Source organism: Sodalinema gerasimenkoae IPPAS B-353 (genome assembly GCF_009846485.1).
GTDB classification, from domain to species: domain Bacteria; phylum Cyanobacteriota; class Cyanobacteriia; order Cyanobacteriales; family Geitlerinemataceae; genus Sodalinema; species Sodalinema gerasimenkoae.
In genome coordinates this window covers 214162-229533 of record NZ_ML776472.1, presented here as the reverse complement: position 1 = coordinate 229533, position 15372 = coordinate 214162, and the positions used below count along the sequence as shown (strand labels likewise).

Annotated in this window: 14 protein-coding genes; 8 read left to right on the top strand and 6 right to left on the bottom strand. The window is 52.9% G+C overall.

Features of this window, described 5'->3' with window-relative positions; all coding sequences use genetic code 11:
- The first annotated feature begins 143 nt into the window (after positions 1–143).
- The gene (locus L855_RS01010) at positions 144–887 is read left to right on the top strand and encodes a response regulator transcription factor (RefSeq protein ID WP_159783309.1); all 744 of its coding nucleotides are present in this window, start codon (positions 144–146) and stop codon (positions 885–887) included.
- A gap of 23 nt (positions 888–910) precedes the next feature.
- On the opposite strand, the gene L855_RS01005 is transcribed toward L855_RS01010, so the two are convergent.
- Entirely contained in the window at positions 911–3940 is a 3030-nt protein-coding gene (locus L855_RS01005; RefSeq protein ID WP_219729840.1) for a GAF domain-containing protein, read from the bottom strand.
- A 673-nt stretch (positions 3941–4613) separates the two neighbouring features.
- On the opposite strand from L855_RS01005, the gene L855_RS01000 reads away from it, so the two are divergent.
- The 4 genes from L855_RS01000 to L855_RS00985 all read left to right on the top strand — a co-directional run bounded on the left by L855_RS01000 (position 4614) and on the right by L855_RS00985 (position 6406).
- Complete coding sequence (locus tag L855_RS01000) at positions 4614–5030, top strand: response regulator (protein ID WP_159783307.1); 417 nt, start codon at positions 4614–4616, stop codon at positions 5028–5030.
- A gap of 69 nt (positions 5031–5099) precedes the next feature.
- The gene (locus tag L855_RS00995; protein WP_159783305.1) at positions 5100–5378 is read left to right on the top strand and encodes a hypothetical protein; all 279 of its coding nucleotides are present in this window, start codon (positions 5100–5102) and stop codon (positions 5376–5378) included.
- Positions 5379–5513: 135 nt separating this feature from the next.
- A complete protein-coding gene (locus tag L855_RS00990) occupies positions 5514–5705 on the top strand; it encodes a hypothetical protein (protein ID WP_159783304.1) in 192 nt (63 codons plus the stop codon).
- 17 nt (positions 5706–5722) lie between these two features.
- Positions 5723–6406 carry a class I SAM-dependent methyltransferase gene (locus L855_RS00985; RefSeq protein ID WP_159790890.1) on the top strand — a complete coding sequence of 228 codons (684 nt, stop codon included), beginning with the start codon at positions 5723–5725 and terminating at the stop codon, positions 6404–6406.
- Positions 6407–6428: 22 nt separating this feature from the next.
- Here the strand turns inward: L855_RS00985 and L855_RS00980 are convergent, their stop codons facing one another.
- The 3 genes from L855_RS00980 to L855_RS00970 all read right to left on the bottom strand — a co-directional run bounded on the left by L855_RS00980 (position 6429) and on the right by L855_RS00970 (position 9992).
- The gene (locus tag L855_RS00980; RefSeq protein ID WP_159783302.1) at positions 6429–8102 is read right to left on the bottom strand and encodes a methyl-accepting chemotaxis protein; all 1674 of its coding nucleotides are present in this window, start codon (positions 8100–8102) and stop codon (positions 6429–6431) included.
- Positions 8103–8304: 202 nt separating this feature from the next.
- A complete protein-coding gene (locus L855_RS00975) occupies positions 8305–9477 on the bottom strand; it encodes a TRC40/GET3/ArsA family transport-energizing ATPase (protein WP_159783300.1) in 1173 nt (390 codons plus the stop codon).
- A gap of 110 nt (positions 9478–9587) precedes the next feature.
- Positions 9588–9992, bottom strand: a complete 405-nt coding sequence (locus tag L855_RS00970) for a C6orf136 family protein (protein WP_159783298.1) — start codon at positions 9990–9992, stop codon at positions 9588–9590.
- A gap of 122 nt (positions 9993–10114) precedes the next feature.
- On the opposite strand from L855_RS00970, the gene petE reads away from it, so the two are divergent.
- Positions 10115–10507 carry a plastocyanin gene (petE, locus tag L855_RS00965; RefSeq protein WP_159783296.1) on the top strand — a complete coding sequence of 131 codons (393 nt, stop codon included), beginning with the start codon at positions 10115–10117 and terminating at the stop codon, positions 10505–10507.
- A gap of 50 nt (positions 10508–10557) precedes the next feature.
- Here petE and L855_RS00960 read toward each other — a convergent pair whose 3' ends face one another.
- A complete protein-coding gene (locus tag L855_RS00960; protein ID WP_159783294.1) occupies positions 10558–12042 on the bottom strand; it encodes an MFS transporter in 1485 nt (494 codons plus the stop codon).
- A gap of 211 nt (positions 12043–12253) precedes the next feature.
- Here L855_RS00960 and L855_RS00955 point away from each other — a divergent pair, with 211 nt between their 5' ends.
- Entirely contained in the window at positions 12254–13357 is a 1104-nt protein-coding gene (locus tag L855_RS00955) for a transporter substrate-binding domain-containing protein (RefSeq protein WP_159783292.1), read from the top strand.
- 125 nt (positions 13358–13482) lie between these two features.
- Here L855_RS00955 and L855_RS00950 read toward each other — a convergent pair whose 3' ends face one another.
- Entirely contained in the window at positions 13483–14148 is a 666-nt protein-coding gene (locus tag L855_RS00950; protein WP_159783290.1) for a class I SAM-dependent methyltransferase, read from the bottom strand.
- Positions 14149–14362: 214 nt separating this feature from the next.
- On the opposite strand from L855_RS00950, the gene L855_RS00945 reads away from it, so the two are divergent.
- Positions 14363–15364, top strand: coding sequence for a fatty acid desaturase (locus tag L855_RS00945; RefSeq protein WP_159783288.1), 1002 nt, complete (start codon positions 14363–14365; stop codon positions 15362–15364).
- Positions 15365–15372: the final 8 nt, after the last annotated feature.

Genomic DNA, 15372 nt, shown 5'->3' with positions numbered 1-15372 from the left:
CCATCCTGGGTTAAGGGGTTCTCACGCATTCAGTACGTCAGTTCCCCCAAATTGGATTGTCTGGGCCCCCTCACTGCCAATCGCCCAAAGTCCAGCAAAAGGTAGAATAGAGCCAGCATTTCGCTTCACCCTGTCCCTGGTCTATGCGTATCCTTCTGGTTGACGACGAAATTGAATTGACTCAGTCCCTCTCCCGAGCCTTAGAACGGGAAGGCTACCAGGTGGATGTGGCCTTTACGGGAGGGGACGGACTGCAACTGGCGGCTCAACATCAGTATGATTTGTTGGTGTTGGATTGGATGCTCCCGGAATCGTCAGGGTTAGATGTCTGTCGGGAACGGCGATCGCACGGCGACCGAACCCCGGTTCTCTTCCTGACGGCCAAAGATACCCTCGATGACCGCGTTTTAGGCCTGGATGCGGGGGCCGATGACTATCTCGTGAAACCCTTTGAACTGCGGGAACTCCTGGCTCGGGTGCGGGCCCTGCTGCGGCGATCGCCCTATTTTGACGCCAGCCTCGACAGTCCCCTTGAGAGTTCCTCTAACAATCCCTCCAACAGTCCCCCACCTCCCCCAGCACAACGATTACAGGTAGCGGATCTAGAATTGGATCTCGACAATCAACTGGCCTATCGCCACGGACGCACCATTGATTTGTCGACGAAAGAACTGCGACTGCTGGCCTATTTCATGAGCCATCCCGGACAACTCCTCAGCCACCAACAAATCCACGAACACCTCTGGGATGGGGATAGTCCCCCCAGTAGCAATGTCCTGGCGGCCTCGATTCGTCTGCTACGCCGTAAACTCTCCATTTCTGGCGAAACTCCCCTCATCCATACGGTGTACGGGAAAGGCTATCGTTTTGGAGATAGTGCCTCGTGATGGCTGAGGGATTGGCGGAGTCGTTACAGATCAAACTCGGGTTGATGTAGGGGAATCTGCATCAAGAACTCAGTTCCTTTCCCGGGTTCCGACTCACACCAAATTCGTCCTCGGTGTTTCTCGACAATAATCTGATAGCCAATGGACAGGCCTAACCCAGTGCCTTTCCCCACGGACTTGGTGGTGAAAAAGGGGTCAAACAGTTTTTCGAGCATCTGCGACTTAATCCCTGGCCCATTATCACGGATACGGATGGTGACACTATCCGGCTCAGTACAGGTGGGGTCCTCAGGGGTTGAACCGCTACAGGTTTTTTCCGTACAAATGGTGATGGTCGGGGTTTCGGGTGATTGAGAGGCTCGTAAGCCAGCATCCTCGACGGCATCGATCGCATTGGCGATAATGTTCATAAACACCTGATTCAGGAGTCCCGGAAAACAGTTGACTTTGGGCAAATCGCCGTAATACTTAATGAGGCGGATCGGCGCAAGTTCTCCTTTCCCTTTCAGGCGATTATGGAGAATCAAGAGGGTGCTTTCAATCCCTTCATGGATATCAACGGCCTTCACGTCCGCCTCGTCAAGACGGGAGAAGTTCCGCAGGGAGACAACAATCTGACGGATGCGTTCGGCCCCCATCTTCATCGAGTCAATCAACTTCGGTAAGTCTTCTTCGACAAACTCAAGGTCAATATCTTCAATTTCGTCCTCGATCTCCTCAGGAGGATTGGGAATATGGCGTTGATAGAGGTCAATCAATCCCAACAAGTCTTCGACATAGGTGCTGGCGTGGCTAATGTTGCCGGTGATAAAGTTGACGGGGTTGTTGATTTCATGGGCAATCCCAGCCACCATCTGTCCCAAACTGGACATTTTCTCATGTTGAATCAGTTGGGCCTCGGTTTGCTTGAGGTGTTCCATGGCCTCTTGCAGTTGTCGGGCCTGGGTTTGCGCGGCCAGGGCCGCAGCACAGGTTTTGGCGTAGAGTTCGGCTTGATCAATGGCGATCGCCAACTGATCCACCACAGCTTGTAAGAGTTCGACCTCGGTATCATTCCAGGTGCGGCGATTTCCATGACTACAGGCGATCGCCCCAAACTGCCCGGACCGCGTCCCCAGGGGTAAAATCAACTGGGCCTTGACATCCAAGGGTTCTAAAAAGTCTCGTGTCTCCTCATCGGCCTGAGTTAGATCATTTAACTGCACCGTTTCCAACTGCCAAATCTTGGGAACCAGTCGGTCCGCCTGGGACATAAAACTCTCACCCAAGAAGCTGGGAATATCTTTGCCACAGGCTTCATGGGTCACCGCTAGGGTTAGGGGAGATTCCCCCTGTCCAGAACACCAGAGATAATAACAGCGGTCAATTTGCAGCAGAGCGCGAATTTCATGGACTGCCGTATCCAGGATGGTATCGAGATCCAGGGAATTACGAATTTGTCCCGCTAGGCGAAATAGCAGGGATTTCCGGCGATTCACAAGGGCTTCCCGGGCCCAGGCGCGATCGACGGACAAGCCGATAGTACTCGATAGCCAGTCCAGAACACCAACCGCATCTTCTGTCCAGGAATGAGGAGCAGAAATCAGTAGAACCCCTAAGAGCCGTTCCTCGACAATCAGAGGATAGAGCACCAAGCCCTGAATCTCATGTTCCTCGGCCCAGGCTCCGAGTCTCTCAAGATCCAAGACGGAGTGATCTAAGCCGGATGGTTTAAAGGCGGGGTCTGTGGCCCAAGCTTTAGCGATGCCATCCAAGCGATTATTGATATAGGGTTCACGAGTCTCGGCTACCCAACCCAACAACGAGTCGCCTAAAAACGTGGTCTTGGGGAATAACAACTCGGGGAGGGTATCCCCAGCCGTACTCTGTTCCACTAATGTTAGGGGTTTGTCGGTACGGTCAAAGGTGGTGGTATCGGGATCATCGGCCTGCACCAACCAAATGCCCACGGTGCTGGCCTGGAGATGATTCAGTAGGGCGCTAATACTGCGATCGAGGCTTTCATCCAGGGTTTGACTTTGGGCCAGGGCACTGCTGACGGCACTGACGAGGCTTGCGAGGTGACTTTGTTCGAGCAGTACCGTCTCGTTTTTCTTGTATTGGGTGACATCCCGGAAGTAAATCGATAACCGCTGCAGTTCGGGATGTAAACGAACCTCCAACCAGATGCCTAAGGGTTCGTAGTATTCCTCAAAGTGGCGACAGCTTTGATTGTCAAAGGCGGCGTGACATTCTTGGGCAAACACCGATTGGATTAAATCTGGGAAGGTTTCCCAGAGATTGGTGTTGATGACTTCGCTGCGGTTGATGTTCCAGAGTTTTTCGGCCCGTCGGTTAATGTAGAGGAGTTGCCACTGGCGATCGACGGCGAAAAAGGCTTCGGTAATGGTTTCTAGGATGCTAAAGCGATTCGGGGTTTCATCCTGAGAAAACTTGGCTTTGGCCTCATCAGCGGCGGAGGGGCTGGAGGAGGGAACCGGCAGGGGGACGTGATAGGGATGATCCGTTAGGGGAACTGGACTGACATAATGACCCATGTCTTGCCAGGCGGGACGTTGAAAGTAGGTCCCAAAGTCTCGCAGTGCCCGCAAGGAGCGTGTGGCTTGGCGGCTGAGGGTCGCTAAGGCTTTGCGCTGGTTTAAATCGAGTTGACGGGGTTCGTTGTCCAGGACACAGAGGGTTCCTACGGTCGTGCCTTTGGGGCTAACCAAGGGGATACCGCAATAAAAGCGGTAATGGGGATAACTCTTAATAAAGGGGCGATCGCGAAACGGAGTCTCTTGGCTGAGATCTTCTATCACCGTCAGGCGATCGCGCTCTAGGGTCACCTCACAGAGGTCGATACAAAGGGCAAACCGCTCTGGTGGTAGTCCCAAGGCGGCTTTAATCCAACAGCGATACTGGCCGGCGGAGGCAGCGTCTACTCCCTGACGCCTACCATTACTAAAGACAATCGCCGCGACTGGAGCATGACAAATATAGGTGGCAAGTCGTGCGAGATCCTTGAACGCCTCATTTGGGTGTTCGTCAAACGCACAGGAAGCTTCAGGCATGGCAACCTCTAACGATGCGCGCGGTGAGTGGGTGTGAGCTAGCATAACAGTTGCCTCGACTGACAGGGGGAGCAATCAGGGGATTCAGCAGATCTCGTCGGTGTGTCTAAGGCCGTGGTCTTACTTGATTCTGTCGAATCACTTAACTCTCAGGCAGGCCTGATTATCAGCCGTTTCAATGGATGATGATGGGGCTGAAATGAACACTAGCCCCCAAATCGATGGGTTGATCCACCTGTACATCCTCGAGGAGTCTAGCTGCGATCGCTCTACCCCTACAGTCTACTCGATTTTCTTTAGATTTTGTAAAGATTTTAACGAAATGCAAGGGTTGAATTTCTAATGGTAATTCTCCATGAGATTTGAAGGCATTGGCACCCAAAATTGCAAGCTGTCTTGGCAAACTATTAAAAAAAATTAAAATTAGGGACTTCCACCTTCACAAATCTGGGAGGGCAGCGATATCAAGTTTTGAGAATCTTTTGACCGCAGCCGCGAAAAAATTGTTAGCATGGTTACAGAAACTGTTCAACCTAAGCCGATCGCGCTCCCCGTCCCAACTCCGATTGAGGAGAGTAGGTGTCCCCCGTACTCACCCCCGTACTCACCCTGGATTCGCTTCAATCGGGAACTGCGATCGCCGCAATCGGGACGTCCCCCTTGATAGAACGCCATGCCTGCTAACTCCTTCAACTCACCCACCATTCTCGCGGTCGATGACAGTCCGGTCATGCAAAAGACCATCCAACGGATTTTAGAAAATCATTACCGCGTCATTCTTGCTGATAATGCCCTTGATGCCCTCAGCACCATCTATCACGAATCCATTAACGTGGTTTTGCTGGATGTATCCATGCCGGACATTGATGGTTTAGAAATGTGTCGAACGGTTCGCAGCCTCCCCCAGTTTCAGGACCTGCCGATTATTATGCTCACGGCCCGAGATAAAGCCTTTGACAAAGTTAAAGGTCATCTCGCCGGGGCCACAGAATACCTAACCAAACCCTTTGACGGGGAACAACTCCTGGCAATCGTCGGCCAATATACCCATCAGGATCAGCCACAAGCCTCCTCCTCCTCAAACGCTTAAACAGCCATGCCTTACAATGGCGATACAATGGCGATACAATGGCGATAAGTCCCTGATTCTCCAGAGCTGATGAGCAACCTATTTCCGGATCCCTTTAGCGGCGGCCCTAACCCCTTTAACGAGACCTCCGGTCTACCGAACGACCCCGTCTATCAGAACTCGGAAGTTCCTGATGGGGAATTTCCCGAAACTCCAATTCAGCGTAGCGACAAAACTGCCTCGATCCTACGCCGCTACTTTACCATCCTGGTCTTGGGAGGATTAGTGTTGGGTCTAATTTTCTCCATTGGCGTAATTCGGGTCATCCAACACTTTGGGCTTGACGATGTTCCCGTCCAAGTCGATTAGGACAAAGTTGGTTAAACTAGACCTAAGCCACCACTGAGTCTTCCAACTCACCACAGCTTGGGGGGTTAGGAGTTCTCAACCGGGCTATTCTCCCTTGTACAGCTTGACCTATTGGTCCTTACCCTTGACACCATCATGAGAATCTTGCTACTCGTCCTCATCGTTGTTTACGCAGGTGGAGTCTGGAAATTTTGGCAAGGTTTCCACCGCACCAGCTTTGAACGGGGTATTGGCAATCAAATTGCCCTATCACTGATGTGGCCCGTTCTCTACATCGGCAATAAGTCCTACCGTCAGAACTTTACCAAAGCCCTCAAAGGCCGCTAGTCCCCCGTACCTCCTCAATCCCTGTGACCCCAATTCCCTTAAGCGATCGCCTGGCCCTACTCTCACAGCGATACAATCGAGACTATCGTGGTGACCCCTTTGAACTCCCCGCCGAAGTTGAATCGTTGGATATTTTCCGAGATTGGACTGCCGGGAAACTCCAGCAGCGCATCGCCTCCCCCTTTTGGGACTTAGCCAAACCCAAGAAAAATCAACGTTGTCTCGATCTTGGCTGCGGGGTCAGTTTTCTGATTTATCCCTGGCTTACCTGGGAGGCCCTCTTCTATGGGCGCGATATTAGCACCGTGGCCTGTGAGGCCCTCAAATCCCGCGCCCCACAACTCAACTCCAAACTCTTTAAAGGAGTCACCGTTGGCGGTGCTCATTTCCTAGAGGACTATGAGTCAAACTTCTTTGACCTGGTCATCGCCACCGGGTTCAGTTGTTACTTCCCTCTCGACTATTGGCAGCAGGTCATCGATGCGGTAAAAACAGTTCTCAAACCCGGCGGCCAGTTCATCTTTGATGTCATTAACCCAGATGCTCCCCTGGCGGAAGATTGGGCGATTTTAGAAACCTATCTCGGTGCCGAGGTATTTCTCGAACCCCTCAGTGAGTGGGAACGCCTCCTCAAAGGCAACGCTCAGAAACTCAGCAGCCGGTCTGGGGAACTGTTTATGCTCTACAAACTTTCCCTTTAAGACCCTGACCCCAGACTCCAACTCACCTCAAATCATCTAGGTCATGTAAGGTTTGCACCAGGGACTCAATCTCCTGAGCTTGGTGATGGTTCACCTGAGCAATGCGATTGGTGGTCTGAGCGACCGCTTGGATGGATTCGCGCACCGTCGCAAACACCTGAGCGGTTTCTCCCGCCACCCGTACCCCGGAATCGGCCCGTTCTGTCCCCAAGCGAGTCGCCGTGGACGTCGAGCGAATCGCCGTTTGAATCTCCGTACTCAGATGACGAATTCGCTCGGCAGACTGATGACTCTGGTCTGCCAGTTTACGGATTTCCGTCGCCACCACCGCAAAGCCTTTGCCTTTCTCCCCAGCGCGGACTGCTTCCACCGCTGCATTGAGAGCCAACATATTGGTTTGTGAGGCCATATCCCCCACCAAACGAGCAATCACCGTAATGCGATCGGTGCTGTCGTTTAACCGCTGCATCTCGTCTAAGATGTCTTGAATCTGTTGTTGCAAAGCCTGGGTTCCCGAGAGGGCATTGGCCACATCTTCAGCCCCCTGATGAACCAGGGTTAGGGCCGTTTTCGATGTGGATTCGGCTTGCTCAGATTGATGGGAGACCTCACGAGCGGAGGAGCGCAGCCGTTCGATTTTATCCATTGCCGCTTGTAGATACTGCTCTTTTTGCCGTTGTTGCTCCAGGGCTGTATTTCTTAGGGCCAGGAGTTCCTGAGCTTCTTTGAGTTTCTGTTCGAGATCTTCCGTTTCGACGATCGCCTGACCGGCCAGAGGCCGCAATAGCAACACCATCACTCCACTGCCAACCAGGGTCAGAATCACGAGGATTCCGGCTAGATTGCGGATATCGGCCATGATGCTTTCATAAAGTTCGGCGCTGTCGAGTTTAACCGCCACGACCCAGTCATAATTAGCCAGACGGGTACTGGCGATCACCATTTCTCCTCGCACTCCCTCCAGTAACTCCAATTGCACCCCCTCCGCGCTCGCCTCCGCGATAACCTGCTCAAATTGAGCCTGATAGTTCGCATCAACATGGTCAAAGAACAGTTGAGATCTACCATTCTGACGCTGGCCCAGAGCAATCACCCCACTCTCTCCCACAATCTGACCCTGCTCTACCAGAATTTGTAGATTAGAAACGTCAAACAAGACCAGATCTGTTCCCACCCGTTGCCCCTGGGGGGTGAGAATCGGCGAGGCGACTAAGAGAAAATACGAATTGTTGTCTAATTGCAGAGGGGGACTGATCTCAGGGGTTTGGGCCGAGGAGTCAGGAATGATCCAAAACGTTGTGGGAATCGTTTGTCCGAGCTGAATGGCTAAGGCATTATTGGCATCGAGGCGAGTAATCCCGACAATGTCTGGCGACTGTTGCAGGGCATCTCCTAAAATGGCTTGATTACTGGTGACAAATGGCTCCCGTTCGAGATCGCCCTGATTATAGGCCTGCAACTCTTGGCGAGCGCGGGTACGACTAGACACCTGCATGGCAATGTTCGTCAGACGGGAGAGAATTTCCTCAATCGTTTGAGCTTGGGTGGTGGCAGCAAATTCTAATTTGCGTTGTTCTCCCTCCTTGAGCCGCTCTGAGAGGGGCAGAATCGCCACCAGAGCCACCAACGCCCCAATGACAAAAATTCCCACGGCTGACGTACCCACTAGATATCGTTGAAACTGTTTCGTATTCATGGCCTTGGTTGATGGATGAGTCTCCATGGCAATTCTCCCCCCCCAGGATACGTCTTAACCATCCCAGGAGGCAGCCAGAGCCAGATTCTCCCTCTTGCCTCGGGCAACCACAAGGGTACTACGTCTTTCCTGCCCCTCCTGGGAGGGGCAGGGGTGGGTTATGCCTCTTGCCTCTTGCCTTTTGCCTCTTGCCTCTTGCCTCTTAACTAAACTGAATCCTCAAATAATCCTCCTCCATTTTCGCCCCCGAGGGTTGTAATGCAGCCAGAGCTTGAGGCAGAACCAGATTGCGACGGTGATTGCCGATACAAATGTTCAACTCATCGCCCGTTTTAGAAAGCTGAATTTTGTCCTTTGTGATGCCCGGCAAATACAATTCCAGACGATAGATTCCTTCCTCCTGAATCACCCGAATTGTATTTTCTTTATAATAGACCTGACTGGGGTCTTCATCCCCATAAAGGGTATCTCGCAATCGCTCCAATGCCTCCATGCCGCACATTTCCTCAGAATATAAGGGCACTTCTTTAACGGGTAGCGGATGGAAATTTTCGTGGATTTCCCGTTTATATTGCTGCTGTTGTTCCTTCCAGCGCAGGAAAAAGGGGTCTGTCACGTTGTCGGGTAAAATCCGGTTGGCAATGACCAAATCTGTGGCCACATTGTAGAGGCTCAAATAGGCATGAGCACGGAGGGATTCTTTAATCACCATTCGCTCAGGATTCATCACCAGGCGCACAGTGGTTTGATTATTGTCAGTGAGGACTTTTTCGAGGGCTTCAATTTGCTCATAAAACTCGTAGGGGGCATCCATCACCTCTCGATCCGGTAGGGAAAAGCCCGCGATGGGTTTGAATAAGGGTTCCACCAGGGGACGCAGCGCCACAGAAATGCCCTGTAACGGCTTGTAAAAGCGTCTCATATACCAGCCTCCCACCTCCGGCAAACTGAGCAGTCTCAGGGCGGTTCCTGTGGGCGCAGAATCGACGATGAGAACATCATATTCCCCCTCGTCATAGTGGCGTTTCATGCGCACCAGGCCGAAAATCTCATCCATCCCGGGCAGAATCGCCAATTCCTCAGCCTGCACCCCCTCTAGGCCTCGGGCCTGTAGCACTTGGGTGATGTACTTCTGAACAGCTCCCCAGTTTTCCGCCAATTCCACCAAGGCATCTAATTCGGCTCCCCAGAGATTCTCTTGAATCAGACGCGGTTCGTGGCTGAGTTCTTGATCAAAACTATCGGCGAGAGAGTGAGCCGGATCGGTACTCAGCACAAGGGTTTTATAGCCTTTCTGAGCACATTGCAGTCCGGTGGCGGCGGCGACGGAGGTTTTACCAACGCCACCTTTGCCGGTCATGAGGATAATTCGCATCGTCTGGGTGAGTCCTTAATCCTGAGAATTGCTACACATTTGTTTACTTTAGCGGCTTTTGGGGGAGCCTGCGTCTGTCCGTCGTCAGAGATGGGCCTCAGAAATGGGCCTCAGAGATTGGGATGCTTGGGGGGGGAGGCTCCGGGGAAATGTTGTCGTAGTACCTGTCCGGGGGAACAATGCCAGTAATCGAGATGGCGGCTGATTTTGCCCTCGGCGTTAACCGTCAGTTCACTCCATCCGGGGATGGAGATGCGGGGAAACCAGGGGAGGGGGGTGTTCCATTGCAACGTCCAGTCCGTGAAAATGCGATCGCCCTCTTGCCGGATATCATGCAACTCCAGATGCACTGCCTTGAACCAAGTGGCGATGAAGTGGATGTTCTGGCGATAGCGATCGCAGCCCCGAAACTCATTCAGGGGGTCCTTGAAATACACATCCTCGGCGTAAATCTCATAGGTTTGCGCCTCGGGAAACGATTGGTAGTCCTGTCGCAGAATATCTAAAAGGGTCATGAGGGGGCCTCAGGAGAGCCTGAGCAAGAAATTTGACGGCGTGTCACTGCGATCGTACATTTTCCTTTACAATGACAACTGTGACGCTTTGTCATAGATGATTGAGATTGGCAAATAAAATAATGTCCAAACGTTTAGTTCAAGCTTTCTTCGCCGTAGTGCTAGTGATCAGTAGCTTTGCACTGTCTGTTGCTCCCGCTGCCGCCGCAGATGTCACCATCAAAATGGGTGCAGACAACGGGATGTTGGCCTTCGAGCCTCAAACCGTGGAAGTCAGCCCTGGGGATACGGTGCATTGGGTCATCAACAAGCTCCCCCCCCACAACGTGGTTTTTGACGAAGCCAACTCCGCCGACGCTGGCGTTGCCAAACAACTGTCCAACACCAAGTTGGCCTACAGTGCTGGCGATGGCTACGATGTGACTATCCCCAGTGATGCCACTCCCGGAACCTACAACTACTTCTGCACCCCCCACCGTGGCGCAGGTATGGTCGGTAAACTGGTCGTCAAGTAATCTTTCGGCACGGGAACCCTCTCGGCCAGGAGCCGCTGGGGACTCCCCAATCAGCCCTCAATCTCCGGATTGGGGGTTTTTGCTGTGTCTTTTGCCTCCCGCCGTTCTCGCAGTCGTAGGATCACTGTTTCTTGCAGTTCCCGAGTCACGGGATAGTAGTACATCAGAAACAAACCAATGATTAAGAATACCGCCGGTAGGGGACCCACCACCACGCGAATGGCAAACAACGCGGATTCCGGTTGAGGAGGGATAGGCTCTCCAGGAGGCGGTTCCACAAAACCCGACAGTTCCAGGATAATCCCCGCCAACCAAATTCCTAACGCCAATCCTGTTTTTTGCAGAAATACCATCAGGGCGTAAAACGTCCCCTGGCGTTGTTCGCCGGTGTTGAGTTCATCGAGGTCTGTGACATCCGTTAACATCGACCAGGGAATCAGATAGGCAGTCGAGACCCCCAGTCCTGCCATAGCACAGAGAATATAGAGCCAGTCTACGCGATCGCTCGGTAAGAAGAACAAGAGGATCTGGGCAATAATCCAGCCACTCATCCCGGCAAAATAGGTGCGTTTACGGCCATAGCGGTAACTCACCCAACTCCACAGGCCCAACGCCAACATGGCAGTTCCTTGCACCACCAGGGCCACACTAAAGTAGGAGTCCATCCCCATATAGCTGACGGCATAGTAGGGAATAATCGCCGCCGTCAGTTGAAAGGAGAGCCAAGAACAGAGGTAAATCCCGATGACGAACCAAAACGGGCGACTCTCAAGCACCTGCTTAAACTGCACCAAAATCGACCCCGAGGGAGTCACATCATCCTCTGAACCGGGAGTAACCCTCCTCTGACGAGGGTTAAAGGCGGTGGGGTCGGTGGTTCCCCAGACGCACCAGTAAATCGGTAAGACCGAGAGAATGGCACAAACTGCCCCCAAACTCAAATACTGAGCGACACTGTCATCGGGAAACTGCATGGCAAAAAATTGCCCCAGGGCCAACGCCAGAATACTGCCACCAATGGAAAACATGAAGCGGTAACTGGTGAGACTCGTCCGCTCGTCATAGTCTTTGCTCAGTTCCGGAGTGAGGGCCGTATAGGGCAGCGTCACCGCCGAGGAGACAGCGTTAAAAATAATACTGATGACGGTGTAATAGAGGAAGCGACCCCATTGGTTGAGACCAGGGTCTTCGCTAAAGGTGGGAACGATCCAATAGAGGAAGAAAAAGATCCCAAAGGGAATGGACGCTACTAACATCCAGGAATGTCGTCGTCCCCAACGGGAGCGGGTGCGATCGCTCAAATAGCCGATAATCGGATCATTCACCGCATCCCAAATCTTGCCAATGAGCAAGACAGTTCCCGCTAACGCAGGGCGCAAATTCGCTACATTAGTCAGGAAAATCAGGAATGAGAAAGCCAGCAAGGTTGCTGTAATCCCGGCTCCGGCATCTCCTGCACCGTAGGCCAGTTTAGTTTTAAAATTTAACGGTTTATGACGGTACTGAGGTTGCGGCTGGATAGGCTCATCGTACATTGATTGAGAAGGGGCATCGTGTATGGCACTGACTATTCTAGGCGATCGCCTTCCGGGAAGGGGTCAATAGGTGGTCGCTCTTCCCGATTGTCCTAATCCAGCCCCATAATGAAGCCACTAACCTGAGATGTACTCCTGAGAGTTATCAATGCCTCCCTTACGAGTCCTACTAAGCCAGAGTTGCCGGCGAGTTCTTATCACTGGGCTAATCATGCTCATTGTTTTAATGGGGACTGTGGGGCTTCGGGGGGTCTCCGCCTCTTCCATTCCTTCTCCAGCAGCCGATGGCAACTCCCTACAAGTGGTGACGCGACTGCTGCCCCCCTTGGTCATGGAAGAGAACCGCCAATATCAAGGATTTGTGATTGATCTCTGGCAAGAAGTCAGTCGTCGCCTGAATTTGTCCTACGAGATTGACGTCGCCCCAAATGTCGACGGACTTCTCGATGCCGTTGAGTTGGGCCAAGCCGATGTAGGGATTGGTGGAATTAGCATCACCGCCGAACGAGAAGAACGCCTGGATTTTTCCCAACCGATTTTGGAGGCGGGGTTACAAATTCTCATCCCTCAACAGCAAACCGGCATCTGGGGGCAACTTCAACGAACCGCCCTGGGAATTTTATCCTCTCGGGCCTTTTATGTTGGGATTGGTGTGTTTGTGACGATTCTGTTGCTGGTGGCCCATGTAGTGTGGTTAATCGAACATCGCCATAACCCGGACTTTCCACGACGCTATGGGGTGGGCATTTGGGAGGCCTTTTGGTGGGCGGCAGTTACGGTTACCACCGTTGGCTATGGCGACAAAACCCCAAAACGCCCTTTGGGGAAATTAGTGGCCCTGTTATGGATGTGTGCTGGGTATTTTGTCTTTGGCTATTTCATCGCCAGTATGACGAGCATTTTTACGGTAGATGGGTTACAAGGATCGATCGCCTCCTTGGATGATCTGAAGGGACGACGGGTGGCCACGGTGGAGGCCACGACAGCCGCAGAGTTCCTAGCCAACACCCGCACGATTCTCGTAGAATATGTCGATCCTCAGCAGATGTATCAGGGGTTACAGCGAGGGGAGGCGGCGGCGATCGTCTATGATGCCCCGGTGTTACGGCATTATGCCCGTCATGAGGGAAACGGGACGGTGACCTTGGCCGGACCGATGTTTCAGCGACAGTTTTATGGTTTTGTCTTCCCCCCGAATAGTCCCTATCGAACTCCCATCAATGTCGCTCTCCTGCAAACTGTTGAGGATGGAACCTATGAACGGTTGCGGGAGTTGTGGTTTGTCCATCAATGTCGCTCTCCTGCAAACTGTTGAGGATGGAACCTATGAACGGTTGCGGGAGTTGTGGTTTGGGGAGGAGTGAGCAGGTTCAGGAAACTCGTCGATATTCTAAGCAGAGGGTGGGGCGGTTGGTTCCGCTAGTGGAGGAGTGAGCAGGTTCAGGAAACTCGTCGATATTCTAAGCAGAGGGTGGGGCGGTTGGTTCCGCTAGGGCGGTGACGGTGAACTTCTTGCAGCCCCTGCTGAGGAATTTGTTGCAGTTCGCTCTCGGATAGGGGCCAAGGGGGGCCGTCGGGGGCAGCCTCATCCTCGCGAACATTGGTAATCAGAAATAGGGTTCCTTCGGGGGCCAGGAGTTGACAAATGGCGGTGATGGTTTGCGGGCGAACGGTCAAGGGGAGGGCTTGAATGGTGCGACATTCAAAGACCAAATCAAAGGCTTGTGAGTGGGTTTGGGCAAACTCATCGAGATCCGCCACGTGGTAGTTGACGCAGGAGTTGGGGAATCGTTGCTGACACCAGGCGATCGCCGTGGTCGAAATATCAAAAGCTGTCACCTGATAGCCCTGTTCTGCCAAGGCTTCGGCATCATCCCCTAAGCCACAACCAACCACCAAGGCCCGTTGAGATGGACTGGGGCGATCGCCCTGGGCCAACCAAGCCAGCAGATGCGGATTCGGCTGCATCAAGGCCCAAGGAATGGCCGCCGATTCCCCCTCGGCTGTGGTATAAACCTCTTCAAACCAGCCAGCCGGATGCTCATCGGCACTGGCTTTGGCGGCAATGTCACGAATATACTCCCGGCGGGACTGAGGATCAGACATAGGAACCTAAAGTGAATAATCAATTCCTTGATTATACAAAAAATCAAAGCTCCCCCCCGACCCGTCCCAATGGCGATCGCCCTCAGCTTCAGCGACAGACCACCAATCATAGATAATACGTGAGGACTTCCCTACTGCCTACTGCCTACTGCCTGCCTGTTCCCTGTTCCCTGTTCCCTGTTCCCTGTTCCCTATTCCCTATTCCCTCCCCATCATGACTACTACCGCCCCGATGACCATGCCGGAGATTGAACGACGGATTCGCCAATCCATTGCCCCTGAACAGTTACGTCAGTGGTTAACCCTGAAGCCACTGCGGGCCTATCGGGACGTCATCCTCGACTGGCTGGGAATTACTCTCGGTTTGGCGATCGCCGCTCAATTCCAGACCCTCTGGAGTTATGCGATCGCCATTCTCATCATTGGCAACCGTCAATATGCCCTCTTTATCCTGGCCCATGATGCCATCCATGGAGCCTTGCATCCCAATCGTCGCCTCAATGACAGCCTGGCCCGTTGGTTCGTCTATGGCCCCATGTTCATGGCCCTCGAAGATGCCCGCCGTAACCATCTGCAACACCATCGCCACATGGGAACTCCCAACGATCCCGATCGCTATCTCCATACCTTTGAGGGCAAAAACTCCCCCCTCGCCTTCCTCCTCTACTGTTCCGGCCTAGCTACCTTCGGCAAAACCGTTCTCAAGGTGACTCCTTTTGGGCGATTGCTGACCCCCAGCCCGAAAACCGGGGCCATCCCACCCCAAACCCTACTCAAAGACTACGTTAAACAGCGCTTGCCGGTGTTGATTTGGCAACCGCTACTTATTTGCTTGTTTTGGCTGTCTCCCCTGCCAATTTGGGCGTATTTGCTGCTCTGGGTGTTTCCCATTTATGCCCTGGTCTTTGTTCCTGATGAAATTCGCGCCTTCTGTGATCATGGGGTTCTGCGCCATCCCGCGCCAGTGGGTGATTCCCTACGGTTGGTTTCCGTGACCCCGCCATTATGGGAGGCCCTGCTGTTTGCCCCACATCATATGCACTACCATGCCGAACATCATCTTTGGCCGGCCATTCCCCACTACAATTTACACTTAGCGCATCGTGCGGTGCGCGATCGCCCGGACATTACCGTCCGTCCTAGTTACCTGGGGTTCCTCTGGCGGGTGCTGCGATCGTTGCCCCTCACGACGACGGCAGTTGTCTCAGGAAAATAAGGGATCTG